The sequence below is a fragment of the Amycolatopsis albidoflavus genome (assembly GCF_039525725.1).
Classification (GTDB): Bacteria; Actinomycetota; Actinomycetes; order Mycobacteriales; family Pseudonocardiaceae; genus Amycolatopsis; species Amycolatopsis albidoflava.
Map to the genome: position 1 here is coordinate 21,159 of NZ_BAAAHV010000033.1, position 17,779 is coordinate 38,937.

16 protein-coding genes are annotated in these 17,779 nt (G+C 68.1%); 6 read left to right on the forward strand and 10 right to left on the reverse strand.

What is annotated here, in order from left to right; all coding sequences use genetic code 11:
* Window positions 1–10: 10 nt before the first annotated feature.
* Window positions 11–958 (reverse strand): undecaprenyl-diphosphate phosphatase, encoded by a 948-nt coding sequence (locus ABD156_RS46440; protein ID WP_344288413.1) that lies wholly within the window; start codon window positions 956–958, stop codon window positions 11–13.
* A 233-nt stretch (window positions 959–1,191) separates the two neighbouring features.
* Here ABD156_RS46440 and ABD156_RS46445 point away from each other — a divergent pair, with 233 nt between their 5' ends.
* The gene (locus tag ABD156_RS46445; protein ID WP_344288415.1) at window positions 1,192–2,166 is read left to right on the forward strand and encodes a right-handed parallel beta-helix repeat-containing protein; all 975 of its coding nucleotides are present in this window, start codon (window positions 1,192–1,194) and stop codon (window positions 2,164–2,166) included.
* Window positions 2,167–2,262: 96 nt separating this feature from the next.
* Complete coding sequence (gene pip, locus ABD156_RS46450; protein ID WP_344288417.1) at window positions 2,263–3,201, forward strand: prolyl aminopeptidase; 939 nt, start codon at window positions 2,263–2,265, stop codon at window positions 3,199–3,201.
* On the opposite strand, the gene ABD156_RS46455 is transcribed toward pip, so the two are convergent.
* The 6 genes from ABD156_RS46455 to ABD156_RS46480 form a co-directional block, all read right to left on the reverse strand.
* Entirely contained in the window at window positions 3,146–3,850 is a 705-nt protein-coding gene (locus tag ABD156_RS46455; RefSeq protein WP_344288419.1) for an alpha/beta fold hydrolase, read from the reverse strand. The two genes, pip and ABD156_RS46455, sit on opposite strands and share 56 nt — an antisense overlap.
* 108 nt (window positions 3,851–3,958) lie before the next feature.
* Window positions 3,959–4,762 (reverse strand): ABC transporter permease, encoded by an 804-nt coding sequence (locus ABD156_RS46460; protein ID WP_370940174.1) that lies wholly within the window; start codon window positions 4,760–4,762, stop codon window positions 3,959–3,961.
* 15 nt (window positions 4,763–4,777) lie between these two features.
* A complete protein-coding gene (locus ABD156_RS46465) occupies window positions 4,778–5,659 on the reverse strand; it encodes an ABC transporter permease (RefSeq protein WP_037815731.1) in 882 nt (293 codons plus the stop codon).
* 126 nt (window positions 5,660–5,785) lie between these two features.
* On the reverse strand, window positions 5,786–6,994 hold the full coding sequence (locus tag ABD156_RS46470; protein ID WP_344288425.1) for an ABC transporter substrate-binding protein: 1,209 nt from the start codon (window positions 6,992–6,994) through the stop codon (window positions 5,786–5,788).
* Between the two features lie 26 nt (window positions 6,995–7,020).
* A complete protein-coding gene (locus ABD156_RS46475; RefSeq protein WP_344288427.1) occupies window positions 7,021–8,097 on the reverse strand; it encodes an ABC transporter ATP-binding protein in 1,077 nt (358 codons plus the stop codon).
* Window positions 8,098–8,129: 32 nt separating this feature from the next.
* A complete protein-coding gene (locus tag ABD156_RS46480; protein ID WP_344288429.1) occupies window positions 8,130–9,545 on the reverse strand; it encodes a gamma-aminobutyraldehyde dehydrogenase in 1,416 nt (471 codons plus the stop codon).
* Window positions 9,546–9,658: 113 nt separating this feature from the next.
* Here ABD156_RS46480 and ABD156_RS46485 point away from each other — a divergent pair, with 113 nt between their 5' ends.
* Together ABD156_RS46485 and ABD156_RS46490 are read left to right on the forward strand one after the other, a co-directional pair.
* Window positions 9,659–10,402 (forward strand): FadR/GntR family transcriptional regulator, encoded by a 744-nt coding sequence (locus ABD156_RS46485; RefSeq protein ID WP_344288431.1) that lies wholly within the window; start codon window positions 9,659–9,661, stop codon window positions 10,400–10,402.
* 32 nt (window positions 10,403–10,434) lie between these two features.
* Window positions 10,435–11,175 carry a cache domain-containing protein gene (locus tag ABD156_RS46490; RefSeq protein WP_344288433.1) on the forward strand — a complete coding sequence of 247 codons (741 nt, stop codon included), beginning with the start codon at window positions 10,435–10,437 and terminating at the stop codon, window positions 11,173–11,175.
* On the opposite strand, the gene ABD156_RS46495 is transcribed toward ABD156_RS46490, so the two are convergent.
* The gene (locus ABD156_RS46495; RefSeq protein ID WP_344288435.1) at window positions 11,165–12,583 is read right to left on the reverse strand and encodes a PucR family transcriptional regulator; all 1,419 of its coding nucleotides are present in this window, start codon (window positions 12,581–12,583) and stop codon (window positions 11,165–11,167) included. The genes ABD156_RS46490 and ABD156_RS46495 overlap by 11 nt on opposite strands.
* Window positions 12,584–12,736: 153 nt before the next feature.
* On the opposite strand from ABD156_RS46495, the gene gabT reads away from it, so the two are divergent.
* Both gabT and ABD156_RS46505 read left to right on the forward strand, forming a co-directional pair.
* A complete protein-coding gene (gabT, locus tag ABD156_RS46500; protein WP_344288437.1) occupies window positions 12,737–14,092 on the forward strand; it encodes a 4-aminobutyrate--2-oxoglutarate transaminase in 1,356 nt (451 codons plus the stop codon).
* Window positions 14,089–15,516, forward strand: coding sequence for an aldehyde dehydrogenase family protein (locus ABD156_RS46505; protein ID WP_344288439.1), 1,428 nt, complete (start codon window positions 14,089–14,091; stop codon window positions 15,514–15,516). Before gabT ends, ABD156_RS46505 begins: the two co-directional genes overlap by 4 nt.
* On the opposite strand, the gene ABD156_RS46510 is transcribed toward ABD156_RS46505, so the two are convergent.
* On the reverse strand, window positions 15,497–16,261 hold the full coding sequence (locus tag ABD156_RS46510; protein WP_344288441.1) for a helical backbone metal receptor: 765 nt from the start codon (window positions 16,259–16,261) through the stop codon (window positions 15,497–15,499). The genes ABD156_RS46505 and ABD156_RS46510 overlap by 20 nt on opposite strands.
* Complete coding sequence (locus ABD156_RS46515) at window positions 16,258–17,676, reverse strand: RNB domain-containing ribonuclease (RefSeq protein ID WP_377926003.1); 1,419 nt, start codon at window positions 17,674–17,676, stop codon at window positions 16,258–16,260. Before ABD156_RS46515 ends, ABD156_RS46510 begins: the two co-directional genes overlap by 4 nt.
* Window positions 17,677–17,779: the final 103 nt, after the last annotated feature.

Here is a 17,779-nt window from a genome sequence, read left to right on the forward strand (position 1 = left end):
AAATTGCGCTCTACGCCGCCCCCGACACCCCGAAGAAGATCAGACTGCCGATTCCGGCGACCGCGCAGTAGATGGCGAAGGGGGTCAAGGTACGCGTTTCAAAGTATTTCGTCAGAAAACGGACAGAAATGTAGGAGGCGATGAACGCCACCACGCTGCCGACCAGCGCCGGGCCGAGCGACGGCTTGTTCTCCGGCGTGAACAGCGACGGCATCTTCAACGCGCCCGCGGCGAGGATCACCGGCGTCGCCAGCAACCAGGCGAAGCGGGCGGCGTCCTCGTGGTCGAGACCGCGGCGCAGACCGGCCACCATGGTGATGCCGGAGCGGCTGATCCCGGGCAGCAGAGCCAAAATCTGCGCCGAACCGATGAGCACGGCTTCCTTCACGCTCAGCTTCGACAGCCGGACGTCGGTCGCCTCGTCGACGGTCACCGCGCGCATCACCATCGTCTCCTCGGCGCTGAAGTCGATGGTCTCCTCCTCGCGCGCGACCGCCGTCCTGGGCTTCCGGGAGAACTTCTCCGCGGCGAAGAGCACGCCGCCGTTGAGCGCCAGGAAGATCGCCGACGGCACCGGCTTGCCGAGCACGTCGCGCAGCAGGCTTTCCAGCAGCAGCCCGGCGATCCCGACCGGGATCGTGGCGAGGATGAGCAGCCACGCGAGCCGCTGATCCGCCGTGCGGACCTCGCGCCGGCGGATCGACGTCCACAGGCCGGTGACGATGCGCACCCAGTCGCGCCGGAAGAAGAGGATCAACGCGATCGCGGTGGCGACGTGCATCGCCACCAGCACCGCGAGGTACGGCGAATCCTTGCCGATGCTCAGGTCGCGGCCCCAGCTTCCGCCGACGAGCGCCGGCAACAGGACGCTGTGCCCGAGACTGGACACCGGAAACAATTCCGACACGCCTTGCAGAGCGCCGACGACAATGGACTCGAGGTAGCTGACCGCGGACATTCACGGGCCTTTCTCGCCGCAGTTCGGGCATTCCGCGGAAAAGCTACCGAGGACCGGGTTAACTCCGAGCAAGCCGGGCGGGAACAGTCGCAGGCGACACTTTCCGGCCATCCTTTGTTCATTCTGTTCACATCCATGAACATCAATCATGTACTTGACCTGTGTTCTCTCGATGTCTTAGCGTGAGCGCACGCCGCATCCGAAGTCATCGAGCCTCGACGAGGAGGGTTGGAATGCGCGTCCGCGATCGGGTTCTGGCAGCCACTGCCGGAGCCGCAGCACTGCTCGCACTCGCCACACCCGCGGCGTCCGCCGGGACTGTCCCGGTCAAGACTTCCGCCGAGCTGAAGACGGCATTGGCCTCGGCCAAGCCGGGCACCACGATCCAGCTGGCCGCGAACACCACCTACACCGGCAATTTCAAGGCCGCCGCCAACGGCACCGACTCCGGCCGGATCACCCTCACCGGCCCGCGCAGCGCGGTCGTGCAGGCCTCCGGCGGCCGCACCATCGAACTGACCGGCAGCTACTGGACGCTGTCCGGCTTCACCGTCACCGGCGGCCAGAAGGGCGTGATGGCGCTGGGCGTCAACCACACGCTGGTCGACGGGCTGAAGGTGACCGGCATCGGCAACGAGGGCATCCACTTCCAGCACGGCAGCAGCGACAACGTCGTGCAGAACTCCGAAATCTCCGACACCGGCAAGGAGAACGGCGGTTTCGGCGAAGGCATCTACTTCGGCTCGGCCAACAGCAACTGGCCGAACGGGCAGCCCGATCACAGCGACCGCAACAAGGCGATCGGCAACAAGATCGGGCCGAACGTGCGCGCGGAGTCGATCGACGTCAAGGAAGGCACCACCGGCGGCGAACTGCGCGGCAACACCTTCGACGGCACCGGCCAGAGCGGCGAGAACTACGCCGACAGCTGGGTCGACGTGAAGGGCAACGGATACCTGGTCACCGGCAACAAGGGCAGCAAGGTCTTCGTGCACGACGCGACCTACGGGTCGTTCGAGGTCCACGTGCAGGTCGACGGCTGGGGCCAGAACAACACCTTCTCGGACAACACCGCGGACGTGCAGGCGCCCTCGGCCTACGGTTTCTACGTGGTCAAGGCGGCCACCGGGAACAAGGTCTGCGCCAGCAACAAGGTGGGAGGCGCCGGGAAGGGCTTCGCGAACGTAGCCGCGACACCAGGCTGCTGACCGCGATCACAGACGGGGGCCCGCTCAGCCCGGCGGCGGGGGCGGGCCCCCACCCTCCCTTCCTGACGTGGAGACCCTTCGGGAAGAGTGTCCGGTATGGACGAGCTTTACCCGCCGATCCCGGTGCGCGCCGACGGAATGCTGGACGTCGGCGACGGGCACCGGATCTACTGCCAGGAAGCCGGTAACCCGCAGGGGAAACCGGTGGTGGTGCTGCACGGCGGGCCGGGAAGCGGCTCCTCCCCGATGACCCGGCGGCATTTCGACCCCGAGGCGTACCGGATCATCCTGTTCGACCAGCGTGGAGCCGGGCGCAGCACGCCCAACGCCGGCGACGACTTGTCGGCGAACACGTTGTGGCACTTGGTGTCCGACATGGAGCTACTGCGCGAACGGCTGAATATCGAGCGGTGGCAGCTGTTCGGCGGGTCGTGGGGTTCGACGCTCGCGCTGGCTTATGCGGAGACCCATCCGTCGCGGGTGTCCGAGATGGTGCTGCGCGGGATTTTCACCGTGCGGCAGCGGGAGCTGGACTGGCTTTATCGTGGTGGTGCGGCGAATCTGTTCCCTGCCGAGTGGGATGCTTTTCTGGAGCCGCTGGACAACCCGGACGACCCGCTCGCCGGGTACGCCGAACTGCTCCACTCCCCCGACCCCGCGGTACGCGAGCGGGCCGCGATTGCTTGGAGCATTTGGGAAGGCGCGACGGTGGCCTTGCTGCCGCAACAGTCCTTTGTGAACCAGTACGCGAATCCGCAGTTCGCGTTGACGTTCGCTCGTCTTGCGGTGCACTACTTCCAGCATGGGGCGTGGTTGGAAGAAGGCCAGCTGATCCGGGACGCGGGTCGGCTCGCCGGGATTCCGGGAGTGTTGGTGCAGGGGCGTTATGACGCGGTGTGCCCGCCGATCACGGCGTATCAGCTGCATCGGGCTTGGCCCGGGTCGACGTTGAAGCTCACCGAGTCCGCGGGGCACGCGGTTACTGATCCCGGCATTCTCTCGGCGCTCCGCGAGGCGACGGACGGGTTCCGGTAGCCCGGCGGATCAGGTCGGCGACTTCCTCCGCCGCTTCGAAATGCACGTCGTGGCCGGTGTCGGTCTCGTGCAGGGAAAGCAGCGGAGTATCGGCGGCAGCGGCGGCGAGCTGATCGCCGAATTCCTTGCGGTACCGGGCGAACGCGACGCCGACCTCCTCGGGAAGCATCATCCCTGCTTCCGGCCGCAGCGAGGAGACGACCAGCAGCGGGCACCGCGTGGCCCGGTAAGTCCCGATCAGGTCGAGTTCGTCGAAAGCCGCGATCAGCGCGCCCAGATCGGGGTCGCCGGAGAGCCGGACTTGCTCGTCGACGAAGCCGCGCAGCACCGGGCCGGTGGGATTCGTGTGCCCGTCCAGGTTGACCGCGAGCGGGCATTCGGGATGTTCGGCGGCCCACAGCGCCGCCAGCATGCCGCCGAGCGAATGTCCGACGACGGCGGGTCGGTCGAGGTCGAAGTGCCGGATGACGTCAGCGAGGTCGGCTAGCGCCTGCCGCCAGTTCCACGGCCCCGGCCGGAAGGTGTAGGTGACGACCCGGAACTCGGGCAAGAGCGGGACGAGGTGATCCCAGTCGTGCCTCGTGCGGCCACCGCCGCCGTGCAGCAAGACGACCGGGGTGCCGTCGCCGCCGTGATCACGCAGGTCCACTGACCGCACTGTGCCCGCTGTCCTCGGGCGCGGCAACCGGTTTAAAGCCGTGAAGGGCTCCCTGAAGGAATCTGATTCCCTCAAGGAGCCCTTCACGGACCTTCGAAGCTAGATCCGGCCGCCGCTGGAGCTGTCGCCGCCGGAAAGCCGCTGTGCCAGGTAGACCGGCACCGTCGACACGATGATCAGCACCGCCGCGACCACGTTGACCACCGGGGCCTGGTTCGGGCGGAACAGGTTGTTGTAGATCCAGATCGGCAGCGTTTCCATGCCCGTGCCGAGGGTGAACGTCGTCACGATGATCTCGTCGAACGACAGCGCGAACGCCAGCAAACCGCCTGCCAGCAAAGCGGATCGCAGCATCGGGAACGTCACCAGGCGGAACGTCGTCATGCCGTCCGCGCCGAGGTCCATCGACGCTTCTTCCAGGTTCCCGCCCATCCGGCGCAACCGGGCGACCACGTTGTTGAACACCACCACGATGCAGAACGTGGCGTGCGCGACGATCGCCGTCATCAGGCCGAGGTCGAGGCCGAAGATCGTCCGGAACGCGTTGTTCAGCGCGATGCCGGTGACGATGCCGGGCAGCGCGATCGGCAGGATCACCAGCAGCGACAACGAGTTGCGCCCGAAGAACCGGTACTTCTGCAACGCGAACGCGGCCATCGTGCCGAGCACCAACGCGATCGCGGTCGCCGAAAGCCCGGCGATGACGCTGGTCCACAAGGCGTGCAGGGCGCCCTCGTTGGTGATCGCCCGGCCCCACCATTCGAGGGTGAAGCTCTTGGGCGGCCAGCCGAACGTGGTGTCGGCGTTGACCGAGTTCAGCAGGACCACCAGCAGCGGGAAATAGATCACCGCGAATCCGGCGCCGAGTGCGGTCCACAGCAGCACCCGGGCGGGTTTCGACATCCGCACGGCGGTCTCCTAGAGGTTGTCCAGCGCACCGGTGCGACGCACCGCGGCCAGGTAGACGAGCATGATCACGACCGGAACCGTCGCGACGGTCGCGGCGAACGGCAGGTTGTTGGCCGCGCCGATGTTGTCGTACACGACGTTTCCGAGCATCTGCGACGTGCCGCCGACGATCTTCACCGCGATGTAGTCGCCGAGCGACAGCGAGAAGGTGAAGATCGAACCCGCGACGATCGCCGGGAACGTCAGCGGCAGGATCACCGAACGGAACGTGCGGAACGATTTCGCGCCGAGGTCGCCGGAAGCGTCCACCAGGGACGTCGGAAGCTTCTCGAGGCCCGCGTAGATCGGCAGGATCATGTACGGCAGCCAGAGATAGGACAGCGTGATCACGGTCGCGGTGACGCCGTAACCCGGGCCGGACAGGCCGAGCGGGTCCAGCAGCCAGTTCAGCACTCCGTTGCCGGACAACAGGGTCCGCCACGCGTAGGCCTTCACCAGGTAGCTCGCCCACAGCGGCGTCATCACCATGATCACCAGCAGGCGCTGCGCCCGCGGCGACGCGAGTTTGGCCATGGCGAAGGCCATCGGGAAGGCGATCACCGCGTCGATCACGGTCACCAGCAGCGCGATGCCGACGGTGCGGAACGTGATCGTGCGATAAACCGAATCACTGAACAGGGTGACGAAGTTGTCGAAGGACCAGTCGGTGACCACCTTGCCGGTGAAGACGTCGGTGGACCAGAAGGCCGTGATGAAGAGGGCGGCGAGCGCGCCGAGGTAGGCCAGGCCGAGCCAGAGCATCGGCGCGGTGAGGAGAAGTCCGAGGCGCAGCTGGGGTTTGCGGTGGAAGAAAGCCGAGATGCGGTGACTCGGCGGGCTCACGGCGGTCATGTCTTAGCGCTTTCGGGTGCGGAAGGGAGAAAAGCCGGGGGCTGCGGGAACATTGGGGAGGGCCCGCAACCCCCGGCGGACTCACGGATGCCGGCGCGGTGGGAACCGGCATCCGCGAGAGCCGGCTCAGCCCTTGATCTCGGTCCAGGCCCGGGTCCAGTCGCCGTAGTCCTTGCACTTGACGTCCGTGCGGCCGTCGAGGCACTGCGGGATCGGCGTGGTCCAGTACTGGATCTTGGCGGCGTACGCGGCGTCGTTGGCGTGGTAGGTGTCGCACAGCGACTTGTCCTTGAACTCCGCACAGGCCTTGGAGTTCGCCGGGGCCTCACCGAAGTACTCGGCGACCTGGGCGTTCACCTTGGGGCTCGTGATGTAGTCCATCCACTTGTACGCACACGTCTTGTGCTGCGACTTCGCGGACACCATCCAGGTGTCCGACCAGCCGGTCGCACCTTCGCTCGGCACCGTGGCCGCGATCGGCGCGCCCTCGCTCTTCGCGAGGTTCACCGTCACCTGCCAGGCCGTGCCGATCACGCCGTCGCCGCTCTTGAGCGACTGCGTTTCCTTGAGGTAGTCCGACCAGTACTCCTCGACCAGCGGGCGCTGCTTCTTGAGCAGGTCCGTGGCCGCCTTGAACTGCTTGTCGTCCAAGGCGTACGGGTTCTTGATGCCGAGGTCGGGCTGGTGCGCCATCAGGTACAGCGCGGCGTCGGCGATGTAGATCGGCGAGTCGTAGGCGATGACCTTGCCCTTGAACTGCGACTTCTCGTCGAACATCGGCGACCACGACTTCGGCTCCGGCTGCACCTTGTCGGTGCGGTAGGCCAGCACGTTCGCGCCCCAGCCGTGCGGGATGCCGTAGGCGACGTTGTTGACGCTGTTCCACGACTTGTTCTTGAGGAACGGGTAAATGTCGTTGTAGTTCGGCACGAGCGCGGTGTTGACCGGCTCGACGTCGCCCGAGGCGACCAGCCGCAGCGAGGCGTCGCCGGAGGCCGAAACCACGTCGTACTGCCCGGTCTTCATCAGCGTCACGGCCTCGTCCGAGGTGCCGAACGGCTTGACGTTGACCTTGCATCCGGTCTGCTGCTCGAACGGCGTGACCCAGTTGACCTTCGCGTCGTTCGAGCCGTTTTCCGCGTAGCCGGGCCACGCGAGCACGTTCAGCTGGCCTTCCGGCTGGCCGAGCTGCGTCAGCGCGTTCAGCTTCGGCGGCGTGAAGCCCTGTGCGCCTGGCGCCGACCCCGCTTTGGAGTCGGAGCCCGAGGTGCCGCAGGCAGCGAGCAGGAGGCTCACGCCGCACAGCCCTGCGAGCAGCGTCTTCCTGTTCTTCATAGCGAGAGAAACCTTCCCGTGAGGAACTAGCCGGCTTCGGGGACCCGGAAACTGTGTTCGCGGCGCCAGCGCAGGCGGACGCGACCGTCGGCGAACTCGGTCGGCTCGCTGGTGTTCTGGCGGACAACGGACAATTGGCCCCCGGCATCGAGCGCGACAGCGTAGCGCACCGTCGAACCGGCATAAACGACATCCGTGACCGAACCGGTCGCAGAAGTCTCTCCGGGACCGGCCGGAGACGCAAGGTCTCCGTCGATGCGGATCTTCTCCGGCCGGATGCTGTAGACCCCCGGCCTGCCGATCACCGCCTCGGCGCTGCGCCCGCTGAGCAGGTTCGATGTGCCGACAAACCCTGCTACGAAAGCACTTGCCGGGCGTTCGTAAACCTCGACCGGAGTACCGACCTGTTCGATGCGGCCCGCGTTGAACACGGCGATCCGGTCGCTCATGGTGAGCGCCTCGTCCTGATCGTGGGTGACGAAGACGAAGGTGATGCCGACCTCGCGCTGGATCTGCTTGAGCTCGACCTGCATGGTTTGGCGCAGCTTCAGGTCAAGCGCGCCAAGGGGTTCGTCCAAAAGCAACACTTTCGGGTGATTTACGAGAGCGCGGGCGAGCGCGACGCGCTGTCGCTGTCCACCGGACATCTGCGACGGCTTCCGGTCGCCGAAGTCCTCCAGCCGCACCGTGCGCAGCGCTTCCTTCGCGCGGTCCCGGCGTTCGGCCTTCGCGACCCGCTTGACTTTCAGGCCGTACTCCACGTTCTGCTGCACCGTCATGTGCGGGAAGAGCGCGTAGTCCTGGAAAACCGTGTTGACGTCGCGGTCGAACGGAGCCAACTGGCTCACGTCCTTGCCTTCGAGTTCGATCGTGCCCGCGGTGGGCAGTTCGAATCCGGCGATCATCCGCAGCACAGTGGTCTTGCCGGAACCGGACGGGCCGAGCATCGAGAAGAACTCGCCGGGCGGGATGTCGAGGTCGACCCCGTCCACGGCGCGCACCTTGTCGAAGTGCTTTTCCAGTCCGGTGAGCCGGATCGCCGGCTGCGCCGACTGCGGACGCCTTCCCGGCGGCCGGGTCTCGGCGGGGGCTTGATGGGGCATGACAGGCCTTCCCATGGATCTGGTCACGACGGCTACAGCGCACTCATCACGTGCTTGACGCGGGTGTAGTCCTCGAGGCCGTACAGCGAGAGGTCCTTGCCGTAGCCGGACCGCTTGAACCCGCCGTGCGGCATCTCGGCCACGAGCGGAATGTGCGTGTTGATCCACACGCACCCGAAATCGAGTTTCGCCGAGAACTTCATGGCGCGCTGGTGGTCCTTGGTCCACACCGAGGAGGCGAGGCCATAGGGAACCCCGTTGGCGTGCTTGAGCGCTTCGTCGTCCTCGGTGAACCGCTGCACCGTGATGACCGGGCCGAAGACCTCGTTCTGGATGATCTCGTCGTCCTGCTGGACGCCGGAAACCACGGTGGCCTCGTAGAAATAGCCCTCGTCGCCGGAGCGCCGTCCTCCACAGTGGACAGTCGCGTGCCCGGGGAGCCGGTCGATGAAGCCGGAGACCTTTTCCAGCTGTGCCTCGTTGTTGAGCGGACCGAAGGCGACGTCGTCGTCCGTGCCGGTCTTGTTCGCCTCGGCCTGGCGGGTGAGCGCGTTGACGAACGTGTCGTGCACGTCGTCGTGCACCAGCACGCGAGTGGCGGCCGTGCAGTCCTGGCCCGCGTTGAAATACCCAGCCGCGGCAATGGCTTCGGCGGCGGCTTCGAGATCCGCGTCCGGGAACACGATCACCGGGGCCTTGCCGCCCAGTTCGAGGTGCACGCGCTTGACGTCGTGCGCCGCCGAACCGGCGACCTCGATGCCCGCCCGCACCGAGCCGGTGATCGACACCATCGCCGGAATGTCGTGCTCTACCAACGCACGTCCGGAGTCGCGGTCACCGCAGATCACGTTGAATACGCCCGCGGGCAGGTGCTCGCCGCAGATCTCGGCGAGCAGCAGCGTGGAGGCAGGCGTGGTGTCCGACGGCTTGAGCACGATGGTGTTGCCCGCGGCGAGCGCCGGCGCGATCTTCCAGATCGCCATCATCAGCGGGTAGTTCCAGGGCGTCACCTGCGCGCAGACGCCGACCGGCTCGCGGCGGATGAACGACGTGTGGCCTTCCATGTACTCGCCGGCCGAGCGGCCTTCGAGCACGCGCGCGGCACCGGCGAAGAAGCGCACCTGGTCGATGACCGCGGGCAGCTCCTCTTCCATGGTCAGCGCGAATGGCTTGCCGGTGTCCCGCGCTTCGACGCGGATGATCTCCTCGCCGCGCGCCTCGAGCGCGTCGGCGATCTTCAGCAGTGCGAGCTGCCGCTGCGCCGGGGTGGTCTCGCGCCAGCTTTCGAACGCTTCCGCGGCGACCTTCAGCGCGCGGTCCACGTCCTCGGCTCCGGCCACCGGCGCGGTGCAGTACGCACGGCCGGTAACCGGGTCGACGATTTCCGCGACCTTTCCGGACAGCGAGTCGACGTAAGTCCCGCCGATGTAGTGCTTCAACTCCTGCACGCGTGCGCCTCCTGACTCTCCGTGGCAGGATGAAACATATAACTCCATATTTCAAATGACAAGGCCCTGGGGCAGGATTGGCACCAACGGATGCCGAGACGGGTGGACCAACGATGCGCAAGGAGATGTCGAACAGCGCACGACTGGCGATGTTCGCTCCGCTGGAACAGGTGGGGCGCGCGGAAGCGGTCGCGGCGCGGCTGTTCGACGCCATCACCCTCGGTCTCCTCGACGACGCCGAGCAGTTGCCGAGCGAGGCCGAACTCGCCGCGCAGTTCCGGGTCTCCACGGTCACCGTGCGCGAGGCGCTCGCGGTGCTGCGGCAGCAGGGTCTCGTCGAAACGCGGCGCGGACGCGGCGGCGGCAGCTTCGTGCGCACCCCGGACTGGCCCGCGCAGAGTTCGTGGGCCGAACGCCTGCGATTGGTCTCAATGGCTGAACTTCGCGACTTCGGCGACCACTACCTCGCCGTCGCGGGCTCGGCCGCGAAACTCGCCGCCGAACGCAGCACTCCCGAAGATCTCGAACGGCTGCGGCTCACCGCGGAAGACCTCCTCGGCGCGAGCGGCCCGGACGCGACCCGCGCGGAGCGGCACTTCCACCTCGAAGTCGCCGCCGCCGCACAGTCCCCGCGGCTCACCAACCAGGAAGTTCAGCTGCAGAGCGAACACGGCGTATTGCTCTGGGCGCCCCTCGGCGACAAGGAAACCTGCCGTGGGTCTTACGCTGAGCACCAGGCGATCGTCACCGCGATCGCCTCGGCCGACGGCGATCGGGCGCGCGCCTTGACCGAAGAACACCTTCTCGGCGCGCTTGATCGGCTCGCAGATCTGCACCTGACCCTCGAAACGCCGTAAGCTCCGATGACCCGCATCACGAGGTGAGCATCGTGACCGACACCCACACGCTGACCGGCGAAGAGGTAGTGACCCAGGTTTCCGCCCTCGTCGAGGAGATTTTCGCGCGCCTGAAACCAGTTCTGGCCGCCGCGGAAACGCTGCTCGGCGAAACCGCCGACCTGTCCGCCGAAGCGCTGCACACGATCCGGCCGCAGGTCATCGAGGCGCTCGGCGGCCTCGTGGTCGGCGCGGGCTTCGTCAGCGCGCCGAATGTCCTTGCTGATCAGGAACTCGGCTTCGAGTGGTGGACTTCGTGCCGCACCGACGACGGCGCGCCGGAACAGCTGTTCATCAGCCTTGATCCGGAGAGCCCCAATTTCCTTGACTACACGCGGCAATCGTGGTTTACCGTGCCGCGCGACAGCGGACGGCGGCACGTCAACGGGCCGTACGTGGACTATCTCTGCACGGACGAATACACGCTCACCTTCACCGTGCCTGTCACGCGCGGTGAGGAATTCGCCGGAGTCGTTGGTGCGGACGTGTATGTGCGCGAGTTCGAGCGCACGGTGAGTCGCCGGCTTCGCGCGCTCGGCCGGACCGCCGCGCTGCTCAACGCGCAGGGTCGCGTGATCGTGTCGAACAGCGTGCGGAAGGCGACCGGGTCGCTGGTGCGCGAGATCGACGTGCCTGCCTGGTGGGCCTCCGGCGCGGAACCGTACACGGCGCCGGGCGGGATGACGTTGCGGCGGTGCGGGGATTCGCCGATCACGTTGCTGGTCACGACCTGACCTGGAGAGCGAACCACAATTCCGCGCGGACGCCTGGTGCGTCGAGGTCCCGGCCGAGCAGTTCGGCTGCCTTGGTGACCCGGTTGCGCAGGGTGTGCCGGTGCACGCCGAGCTTCGTCGCGGCGAGGTCCCAGTGGCCGTGGTGTTCGAGCCAGCAGCGCAGGGACAGCTCCAGGTCGCCGCGGCCGGTGCGGTCGAACTCTCGCACCGGCGCGAGGAGCTGGTCGGAAAACGCTTGCGCGGCTTGGTGATCGACCAGGCCGAGCAGCCCGGCCCCGGCGTGGTCGGCGTACCGCAGCATCGGCACCCGCTGCGTCCGCGCCGCCTCGGCCGCTTCTTCCGCCTGCCTTAGCGCGGTCGGGAACTCCCCGGTCGACAGTCCACTGTGGAACTCGCCGGTCTCGGCGACGATCGCGCTCACCTCGTCGTTCTCGGCCAGCACGATCAGCTTGTCCCCGCGATGTGCGGCGAACACTTGCCCGGCAAGGGTTTCCAGCCGTTCGTACAGCGTGTTCCGCGCGGCCTTGCTGCCTGCCACCGCGAGCACCGTCCACGGTTCCGGCGGAAGATCCGGCACGACCTCGCGGGCCAGCTCGTGGTGTCCGGCGGCGAGCAGCTCAAGCACGCCGGTGTGCAGTTGGGAGAGCGAAAGCCGCTGTGCGCGGTCCTGTTCCAGGGCAAGAGAAAGCAGCGAGACAGCTGTGTTGACGATGTGCTGCCCGGTGCTGTCCAACGGTTCCGCGGTACCGACCGCCAGCGCACCCCGCGTGTGCAGGGTCTGGATGACGACCTCGTCGTCGCCATGGGACACCACGCGCGTGCCCGCGCGAAGACCGGTGATGTCCAGGTCGACACTGCGCGCTTTGGCCGACGACGCCTCGCGCACTCGCCCGGCGGAGTCGTAAAGCACAGCCCAGCCGTCGATGAGCCGCGCGAGTCGGCGCACCACTCCCCCGGCACCGCCGCGCCCGACGGCCGTGCGGGTCAGCTCCTGTTGAGCTCGACCGATTCGCACTGTCGCGGCGTACTCGTCGGCGGCGACCGACCGGGACACCGCGCGCGTGATCGCGATGAACGGCGTCTTCCGCGGCACCTCCAGCACCGGCAACCCGACCTCGTCCGCGACCGCTACCAACGCGTCCGGCACCTTCGCGTGGCTCAGCCCGACGCCGAACCCAAGCCCGGCGACACCCGCGTCGACCAGGCGCCGGATGTACGCCGCGTAGGTCGCGCTGTAGAGCGTCAGACCGGTCGTGAGCAGCAGTTCGCCGCCTTCGAGGAAGCTCTGCGGGTCGGTCAGCTCGGTGGGGTGCACCCAGCCGATCGGGCGGTCCAGCCCGGCCTCGCCCGCGACCACGCGCAGGCCGAGCGCGGGTTCGGCGGCGAGGGCGCGCAGGGTTAGTGCCATAACGGCCAAGTCTAGCTGCCGAATTGGACAGAACGGCCAGCTGACGGCGGGGCGTAAAGGGCCCATTCTGAGGGCGACCCACCTGAAAGCTCGTGAGTGCGCAGGCCGGTTCTAACCGGCATCAGCACTCACGACCCGCGACGTAGGAGCGCCGTGACCACCAGCACCGCCGCCGAGCCGCAGGCTCCGGCACCCCGGCAGCGCAGGCTGCAGACCGAGATCCCCGGGCCCGTCTCCCGCGCGCTGCAAGAACGCCGCGCGAACGCGGTCGCGGCCGGGGTCGCGTCCACGCTGCCCGCCTATATCACCTCCGCCAGCGGCGGCCTGCTCACCGACGCCGACGGCAACGTGCTGATCGACTTCGGTTCCGGGATCGCGGTGACGAGCGTCGGGCATTCCGCGCCCGAGGTGGTCGACCGGGTGCGCGAGCAGGCGGCGCTGTTCACCCACACCTGTTTCATGGTGACCCCGTACGAGGGTTACGTGGAGGTCTGCGAGGCGCTGGCCGAGCTGACGCCGGGCGACCACGCGAAGAAGTCGGTGCTGTTCAACTCCGGCGCCGAAGCGGTCGAGAACGCGGTGAAGATCGCGCGCACCGCCACCGGTCGCCAGGCCGTCGTGGTGTTCGACCACGCCTACCACGGCCGTACCAACCTGACCATGGGCATGACCGCGAAATCGGTGCCCTACAAGCACGGCTTCGGCCCGTTCGCGCCCGAGGTGTACCGCGTGCCGGGCTCGTACCCGTACCGCGACGGGCTGGCCGGCCCGGAGGCCGCGCGGCAGGCGATCGACCGGATCGAGAAGCAGATCGGCGGCGACCAGGTCGCGGCCGTCGTGCTCGAACCGATCCAGGGCGAGGGCGGATTCATCGAACCGGCTCCCGGCTTCCTGCCCGCGATTTCCGCGTGGTGCAAGGCGAACGGCGTCGTGTTCGTCGCCGACGAGGTGCAGACCGGCTTCTGCCGCACCGGCAACTGGTTCGCCTCACAGCACGAGGACGTCATCCCGGACCTGGTCTGCACGGCCAAGGGCATCGCGGGCGGCCTTCCGCTCGCCGCGGTGACCGGGCGCGCGGAGCTGCTCGACGCGGTCGGCCCGGGCGGGCTCGGCGGCACCTACGGCGGCAACCCGATCGCGTGCGCCGCGGCGCTGGGCGCGATCGAGACCATGCGCAACGACGGCCTGACCGGTTCCGCGAAGCGCATCGAAGAACTGGTGCTGCCGCGACTTCGCGCGCTGGCCGAGGAAACCGGCGTGATCGGCGACGTCCGCGGACGCGGCGCGATGCTGGCGGCCGAGTTCGTCAAGCCCGGCACGAACGAGCCGGACGCTGACCTCACCAAACGCATTGCCGCCGCCTGCCATGCGCAGGGTGTCGTGGTGCTGACCTGCGGCACCTACGGCAACATCGTCCGGCTGCTTCCCCCGCTGTCCCTGTCCAACGAGTTGCTCGACGAAGGCCTCGCCGTTCTCGAGTACGCGATCGCCACGGAGGCCCGCAAGTGACTTTCCCGTTCTGGGTGGCCGGAAAGCCGGTAACCAGCAGCGAAACGACCGTCGTCCGGCATTCGTTCGACGGCTCCGAAGCCGGTTCGCACTACCTGCCCGGACCGTCCGATGTGGAGGTCGCCGTCCAGGCCGCGGCGGACGTCGCCGACGAGTACGCGACGCTGCCCGCGCACGTCCGTGCGGGCGCGTTGGACCACATCTCGCGGCGGCTTTCCGAGCGGGCGGAAGAGATCGCGCAGCTGATCACCGCCGAATCGGGCAAGCCGCTGAAGTGGTCGCGCGGCGAGATCGGCCGTGCGGTGTCGACGTTCCGCTGGGCCTCCGAGGAAGCCCGCCGGTTCTCCGGCGACCTGCAGCGCCTCGACACCGACCCGGGCGGCACCGGACGGCTCGCGCTGGTCCGGCGTGTGCCGCGCGGCCCGGTGCTGGGCATCACGCCGTTCAACTTCCCGCTGAACCTGGTGGCGCACAAGGTCGCCCCGGCGATCGCGGTCGGCGCGCCGATCGTGCTCAAGCCCGCCCCGGCGACGCCGCTGACCGCGCTGCTGCTCGGCGAAATCCTCGCCGAGACCGATCTTCCGGCGGGCAGCTGGTCGATTCTGCCGCTGGGCAACGAAGCGACCGCCGAACTGGTCAAGGACCCGCGGCTGCCGGTCGTGTCGTTCACCGGTTCGGTGCCGGTCGGCTGGGCGATCCGCGACAGCGTGCCGCGCAAGCACGTCGCGCTGGAGCTCGGCGGCAACGGCGCGGTGCTCGTCTGTCCGGATTGGACTGACCTGGACTTCGCCGCGCAGCGGATCGCGACGTTCGCCATGTACCAGGCCGGACAGTCGTGTATCTCGGTGCAGCGGGTTTACGCGCACACCGACGTCTACGACGAGTTGCAGGCGAAGGTTCTCGAGCAGGTTGCCGCGCTGCGCACCGGAAACCCGCGCGAGGACGGCGTCGACGTGGGCCCGCTGGTCAACGAGGCGGCCGCTACGCGAGTCGAATCCTGGGTCACCGACGCGGTTGTCGCCGGTGCCAAGCTGCTGGCCGGTGGCGGCCGCAAGGGTGCGACGGTGGAGCCGACCGTGCTCGCCGAAGCTCCCGAGGACGCTTCGGTGATGGCGGACGAGGTGTTCGGCCCGGTGGTCTCGCTGGTCCGGGTGTCCTCTGTGGACGACGGCGTCGAGCGGATCAACGCGTCCCGCTTCGGTTTGCAGACCGGCGTGTTCACTCGCGACCTGCCGACTGCGTTCGATGTGTCGGCGAGGCTCAAGGTGGGCGGCGTGCTGGTCGGCGACGTGCCGAGCTTCCGCGCCGACCAGATGCCTTACGGCGGGGTGAAGGACTCCGGCGTCGGCCGCGAAGGCCCGGCGGCGGCCATGGCGGACTTCACCGAGGAGCGCGTGACTGTCCTTACCGGACTGACTCTCTGAGCACCGCGTAGGCGTCCACGAGGGACGGTCCGTACCACGTGAGGTAGCGCCCGGAAATCAGCACCGGGCGCATCTCCGGGAAGAAGCCGGGGCCGTCGTCCTGGGTGAATTCGTACGGCTCGTCGGGCAGTACGACCAGGTCGGCCTCGGTCTTCTGGAGTTCTTCCAGCGACGGCCGGGGATACCGCTCGGAGTGTCCTGAGTAGACATTCTCGATCCCGACGCGGCGCAGCACATCACCGGCGAAGGTGTCGCGCCCCAGCACGATCCACGGCTTGCGCCACACCGGAATCACCGCCCGGTGCCGCACCGGTTCCACTTCGCGCCACAGCTCGTCCGCGGTGTCGAGCCATTCCGGTTCGTCGATGCCGTACACCTGGCCGAAAATCCGCCGCAATGATCCCAACGCGGCAGGCACGGATTCCGCCGCCGCCATGACGAACACCGGAATCCCGTTGGCGCGCAGGGTTTCGACGTCCTCCGGCCGGTTCTCCTCGGAATTCGCCAGCACCAGATCCGGTTCGAGCGCGAGCACCCGGTCGAGCTTCGGGTACTTCGACCCGCCGACCCGTTCCACGTCCAGATCGGCCGGATGCGTACAGTAATCCGTCGCCCCGATCAGCCGCCCGGGCGCGCTGACCTCGACCGCCTCGGTCAGCGACGGCACCAGCGACACCACCCGCCGCGGCGGCCCCTCGATCGGCACCGGCTCGCCGAGATCATCGACCAGTTCCGCGTTCCTCATACCCGTTCGAACGACACCTTCCGCTGCTCGACGTCCACTTCGGTCAGCCGCACCGCAATCCGCTCGCCCTCCGGGAACTTCTCGCCGGAGCACTTCGCCATCACCGGCGGATTCTCGACCAGGATCTCCGCGCGCGTCTCTTCCGCACGCAGCACCACCGCGGTGAACTCGTGACCCACATGTTCAGCGAGTACCCACGCCTCGACCTGATCTATGCACGCGCGCTCCACCCGCGCGGCCAGACTGTCCGAAGCGGACATCTGCGCCGGCACTTCAGACAACGCTTCGCGGACCCAATCCGGCACTTCGCGCCCCGCCGTCACCGCCAGGCACACCTCGGTGCCGAACCGGTCAACCAGCCGCCGAATCGGCGCCGTGACGTGCGCGTACGCCCCGCCGATCCCGGCATGCGTCGTCACCGCGGGCAATTCCCCGGCGAAGGCCGTGTACCCCGCGCCCCGCAAAAGCCTGGTGGTGTCGGCATACAACGCCATCGACGCGGGCTGCCCCGGGTCCAAAGTAGACAGAAACTCGGACACCGTCAGCTCGACCGGCCAGGCCAGCCCGGTCGCCGCCGCGGACCGGCGCAGCCATTCCACCGCGTCCGGCTCCGGCGAAGGCAGCGTCCGCAGCACCCCGATCCCGGCGTCGATCATGATCCGCGCCGCGGCCATCCCGGTGAGCAAAGAGATTTCGGCGTTCCACGCGTCGACGACCGTCCGCGGCCGGCGCGCGAGAATCCAGCCGCCGTCGATGTCGCCGCTGATCTCCTGCTCCGGCAACTGCAACTCGACCGCGCCGCGCTGCACCGCCAGAGCGCGCCGCAACCGTCCCAGCTCCGGCAACGCGGCCACCGACGGATGCGGCCGCCCGGCGTCGAGCGACGACTGCACCCCTTCGTAGTCGAGCTGCTCGGTCGAACGCACCAACGCCCGCCGGACCCGGGTGGCGAGGATTTCCCCGCCCTCGTCGACGTCGATCGTCCACAACACCGCGGGCCGGGTCTCCCCCGGCAGCAGGCTGGCCGCGCCCTCGGACAGCACCGGCGGATGCAGCGGGACGTTGCCGTCCGGGAGATACAGCGTCTGCCCGCGCCGCCGCGCCTCGTGATCGAGCGCCCCGCCCGGCGGCACGAACGCCGCCAGGTCCGCGATCGCGTATTGCACCCGGAACCCGCTGCCGAGCCGCTCGATCACCATCGCCTGGTCGAGGTCCTTGGACCCGGGCGGATCGATCGTGACGAACGGCAGGTCAGTGGCGTCCTCGCGGCCGCCGGCCGACGCGAGCGGATCGAGCACCGCCGTTTCGGCCTCCGCGAGCACCGCGGGCCCGAACGACTCCGGCAGCGCGAACTCCGCCCGGAGACGACCGAAGTCCCCTCCCGACGCTGGCGTCCTCAGCACGAGTGGCGGCACGGTCCAACACTATCCCGCCGAACCGCCGATGATCGCCCGTTCGGGCGCGGGCCGGTCGGGTGTAGCCTGCCTGGCATTGATAACCGTCTTCATTTTCAGAAGG

Excerpts from the sequence above, each read along its gene's own strand:
- ABD156_RS46440 (WP_344288413.1), bottom strand. The coding sequence starts at position 958 with ATGTCCGCGGTCAGCTACCTCGAGTCCATTGTCGTCGGCGCTCTGCAA.
- ABD156_RS46445 (WP_344288415.1), top strand. The coding sequence starts at position 1,192 with ATGCGCGTCCGCGATCGGGTTCTGGCAGCCACTGCCGGAGCCGCAGCA.
- pip (WP_344288417.1), top strand. The coding sequence starts at position 2,263 with ATGGACGAGCTTTACCCGCCGATCCCGGTGCGCGCCGACGGAATGCTG.
- ABD156_RS46460 (WP_370940174.1), bottom strand. The coding sequence starts at position 4,762 with ATGTCGAAACCCGCCCGGGTGCTGCTGTGGACCGCACTCGGCGCCGGA.
- ABD156_RS46465 (WP_037815731.1), bottom strand. The coding sequence starts at position 5,659 with ATGACCGCCGTGAGCCCGCCGAGTCACCGCATCTCGGCTTTCTTCCAC.
- ABD156_RS46470 (WP_344288425.1), bottom strand. The coding sequence starts at position 6,994 with ATGAAGAACAGGAAGACGCTGCTCGCAGGGCTGTGCGGCGTGAGCCTC.
- ABD156_RS46475 (WP_344288427.1), bottom strand. The coding sequence starts at position 8,097 with ATGCCCCATCAAGCCCCCGCCGAGACCCGGCCGCCGGGAAGGCGTCCG.
- ABD156_RS46485 (WP_344288431.1), top strand. The coding sequence starts at position 9,659 with ATGCGCAAGGAGATGTCGAACAGCGCACGACTGGCGATGTTCGCTCCG.
- ABD156_RS46495 (WP_344288435.1), bottom strand. The coding sequence starts at position 12,583 with ATGGCACTAACCCTGCGCGCCCTCGCCGCCGAACCCGCGCTCGGCCTG.
- ABD156_RS46510 (WP_344288441.1), bottom strand. The coding sequence starts at position 16,261 with ATGAGGAACGCGGAACTGGTCGATGATCTCGGCGAGCCGGTGCCGATC.